Raw genomic sequence first — 3,681 nt, forward strand, 5'->3', positions numbered from 1 at the left:
CAGAAATATCCAAAGATTTGCATTGCGAGTTCGGCTAGAAACGGCTGCCACACTTCAATGATAGATGCAAGTACATCTTTTGGTGATGAACCATAATTTTGTAAAAAAAGAAAGCACAAAAAAGCCATGTTGTCCTCCTTTGATAGAATAATAGTTAACCAAAACCATATTCAAAAGGAGGAATGCAACGATGGCTCAATACCATATTACCGTAAATAACGTATTTTTACACGGATATTAACAAGAGATGAGGGATTGGCAAAACTGCTGGAACAAATCCCGAATCAAATCCTTCAAGCACAAATGGAGGAACAACTGGGTCACGCCGTTATGAGTACACCGAAAAACGAAAAGGATATTGAAACGATTCTTATCCCCGTCAGTTGACTACTCGGTTGGAACGGTTAACCCTCCGTGTTCTCCAGACAAGAGATGGGGAGTTTTCCACCGAACTGTTTCAACGCTACCAACGGAGTGAATAAGCTCTGGTGCTGGCGTTGATGGAAATGGTGGTCAACGGGGTGTCAACTCGAAAAGTGCCCCACGTTACGGAGGGGGTGTGCGGAACTTCGTTTTCTAAGTTCACCGTCTCCTTGCTGTGCAAAGGGATGAACCCAATCATCCAAGACCAGAATAGCCGCTTTCTGCATGAACACGTGTATCCGTTTGTACTGATGGATGCCATTACACGAAAGTCTGGGAGAATGGACGAGTACTCTTCAGAGCGGTCCTGATTACCACTGGAGTGAATGAAAAAGGATATCGGGAAATTATCGGCCTGCAAATCAGAAACAGCGAATCGGAGTCCAGCTTGAGCGAGTTTTTCGGATGACTGAAACATCGGGGACTCTGGGGAGTGGACTTGATCATCTCTGATCAGCACGGCGGGCTTGTGCAAGCCATTGAAAAGCATTTCCAAGGCTCTACATGGCAGCGATGCCAAACGCACTTTATTCGCAATATCCTCGATGCCGCACCAAAGTATATGCAGGATGCCTTGCTGGAGGAGATTCGCGGGATTCTTCATGCCCCAAACAAGCAAACGGCCCAGCTGCTATTGGAACAAGTGCTGGCTAAATGGGAAGAGAAAGCGCCAAAAGCCATGCAAATCCTTGAAGAGGGATTCGAAGACGCCACCGCCGTATTGGACTATCCGAACCGTTACCGGCGGCGCCTGTGCACAACAAACGGCGTGGAACGGCTAAACGAAGAAATCCGCTGCAGAGAATGAGTCATCCGCATCTTTCCGAATCGGTAATCGGTGAAAGAGCAAGAAGCACGATCTATGAATCAAGAAGTTCCGGCGATCAAGAGAGTGGGATAATCTCTTCGCCGTGTCAAGGAGAACGTGGAATACCGAAGCGAAGCGAGGATATGCCTCGAAAGCTCCTTGATACGCTTGTTCCTTGACAACATGATATTTTGTCTGGAAGGCGACCGGCAGGGAGACTTGCCGGACTTACCTAACCATACGTCAAGTCATTAGGTCCACGGTATCTATCAATGGGGAATTTACACAATAATTTGGACTTGACCAAAATTTAAAGCTTGAGGACAGATTTTCTTCAAGCTATTACTAGTGATTTTTAATGCGGATTATCGTGTGATTCATTATGTTAATTTAAGATTTTCTCCACAAAACGGAACTATATAAGTTGCAACAAAGAATTTCCGATTTTTCGTTTCCGTTTTCATCTCAATACAAGTCGATATGATATAACGTGGCGAGTGATCAGCTGGATGTAAAACAAAATTTCAACTTATATACTTAATCTAAAAAAATATGTTCTATTTTTGCCTCCTTCCCGAGAACGCTCCTTCCTTTGCCTCACACCAATATAATTTTTGTTTGTTAAACGTATAAAGGGTCTGCGCTCTTCGGACGGCTTTGGGAAGCCAAGTCGGCTAACAATGAATGAGTACGAAAGCAAAGCTTTCTACTCACTATAAGTCATTGAACTTCCCGCAAGCCGTCAGCGAATTTATTACTTTTCAACGCTCGAATCAAAACCATAGAAAAAAAGGAGATCAAATAAAATAGTGCAAGTGTCATACCCTAAAAAACACATGAATGATACGGTGCTGCTTCCTAGAAAACGAAGAAAAAACCACCTCTTTTTTCGAGGTAGTCTTTTTCTATCATAATTCTGTTTGATTTCCCTTGTTCTTTCTTACCTTCCCATAATTCCCCTTGCTCGACACGACCGCCCATTGTCCCAGTAAGGTCACTAATACTAGACAACCGGCAGCAAACGGAAGTCGGGAAGGTGCCAATCCGGCTAGCATCACAATCCCCCCAAGAGCGGAACCTATCGCACTACCTAAATAATTAGCGGAACTGTTTAAAGCAACGACTGCTGCGCCATGATTAGGTTGTAAGCGAAGTAATTCATGTTGTTGCGGGGCTTGAGAGCCCCAACCCATCGCCCCCCATAGAATGAAAGGCAGGAATGATAGTATCGAAAGTGGAAGTACGAATGGTAAGCTGAACATGGCTAAAGCCATTATGGCTAAAATGCCAGCCATAAGCAAGTCTGGTCGTCCCGTTCGGTCAATCAAAGTGCCAATGGAAAAGCTCCCGACTGTGCCACCAATGCCCCATGCCCAAAGATAAGGTGTAACGCTAGGAATGTCTGCCAGATTATTCAAAATGGTTGCGATATATGTATAGAGACCCAAGCTGGCAACACTGGTCATAAAAGTAATGCCAACAATTGCTGCAACCCGTCCATTGGTCATCATGGCAACACGTTGGCGTAGTGATGGTGGCGCCGAAGCTGGAAAACTTGGAAACCATATGACAATTCCTATCATGGCGATAAGACCTAGTGCAGTGATGAACCAGAGAGTTGCGTGCCAATCTAGATGTTCAGCAATGATCAATCCAAGTGGAACCCCTACGACCGTCCCCGTGCTCATGCCGCCTAACGTCATACCAAGAGCACGGCCGCGTTTCTGCATAGGAACAAGGGATGCAGCAGCTGCAGCGGCCAATGGGGAATAAAGTCCGGCTCCGATACCTGCAATGGCACGAGCCATAAGCAGCATGGAGAAACTCGAGGCTAGTGCACTAGCTCCATTGCCTAATGAGAATACAGCAAGTGCCAGTACTAAAATCCTGCGCATTGGCTTTCCAGCCAACAATGTCGCAAAAATTGGAGCTGCCAGTGCATAACAAAATGTGAAGACGCTGACTGCTTGCCCCGTTTGTGAGGCGCTTATTTTGAACGTTGCCCCCATATTCGGCAACAAACCAGCTATCACATAGGCATCAAACCCAAGAGCGAACATACCTATCGTGAGAAGAAAGACTTTTCGCATGATAACCTCCCTCCATTTTCACGGAATTATTCGTTATAGAAGAATCCTTCCATTTTCTACTTTCTACTTTACAAAGTCTATTGTAATATGTCTAATATATATTTGTAATGATATTAATATATAATAAGTACTAAAAAGGAGAGGTAACGCGTTGGAATTGCGTCATTTGAAATATTTCATAACAGTAGCTGAAGAATTACATTTTGGTAAAGCGGCAGCTCGTTTAAATATGGCACAGCCACCATTAAGTCTTCAAATTCGCCAATTAGAGGAAGAAATAGGGGTACGGCTTTTCCATCGAACGAAAAGGAAGGTAGAGTTAACAAAAGAAGGACAAGTGTTTTTAGAAAAAGCTTATCA

At 44.4% G+C, this 3,681-nt stretch carries 3 protein-coding genes and 1 pseudogene; 3 read left to right on the top strand and 1 reads right to left on the bottom strand.

Annotation, left to right across the window (positions count from 1 at the left end; all coding sequences use genetic code 11):
* The first annotated feature begins 255 nt into the window (after positions 1-255).
* Together BM278_RS19540 and BM278_RS18010 are read left to right on the top strand one after the other, a co-directional pair.
* On the top strand, positions 256-387 hold the full coding sequence (locus BM278_RS19540) for a hypothetical protein (protein WP_279625780.1): 132 nt from the start codon (positions 256-258) through the stop codon (positions 385-387).
* A gap of 8 nt (positions 388-395) precedes the next feature.
* A pseudogene (locus BM278_RS18010) lies at positions 396-1,231 on the top strand (IS256 family transposase).
* A 908-nt stretch (positions 1,232-2,139) separates the two neighbouring features.
* Here BM278_RS18010 and BM278_RS18015 read toward each other — a convergent pair.
* Positions 2,140-3,321, bottom strand: coding sequence for an MFS transporter (locus tag BM278_RS18015; protein WP_013878225.1), 1,182 nt, complete (start codon positions 3,319-3,321; stop codon positions 2,140-2,142).
* A gap of 151 nt (positions 3,322-3,472) precedes the next feature.
* On the opposite strand from BM278_RS18015, the gene BM278_RS18020 reads away from it, so the two are divergent.
* Positions 3,473-3,681: LysR family transcriptional regulator (locus tag BM278_RS18020; RefSeq protein ID WP_143093495.1), on the top strand; the 209-nt coding region annotated here is incomplete at its 3' end.

Origin of the sequence: Parageobacillus thermantarcticus (genome assembly GCF_900111865.1) — a bacterium.
Lineage (GTDB): Bacteria > Bacillota > Bacilli > Bacillales > Anoxybacillaceae > Parageobacillus > Parageobacillus thermantarcticus.

Coding starts and splice junctions, on each gene's coding strand:
- BM278_RS18015 (WP_013878225.1), bottom strand. CDS start 3,321: ATGCGAAAAGTCTTTCTTCTCACGATAGGTATGTTCGCTCTTGGGTTT.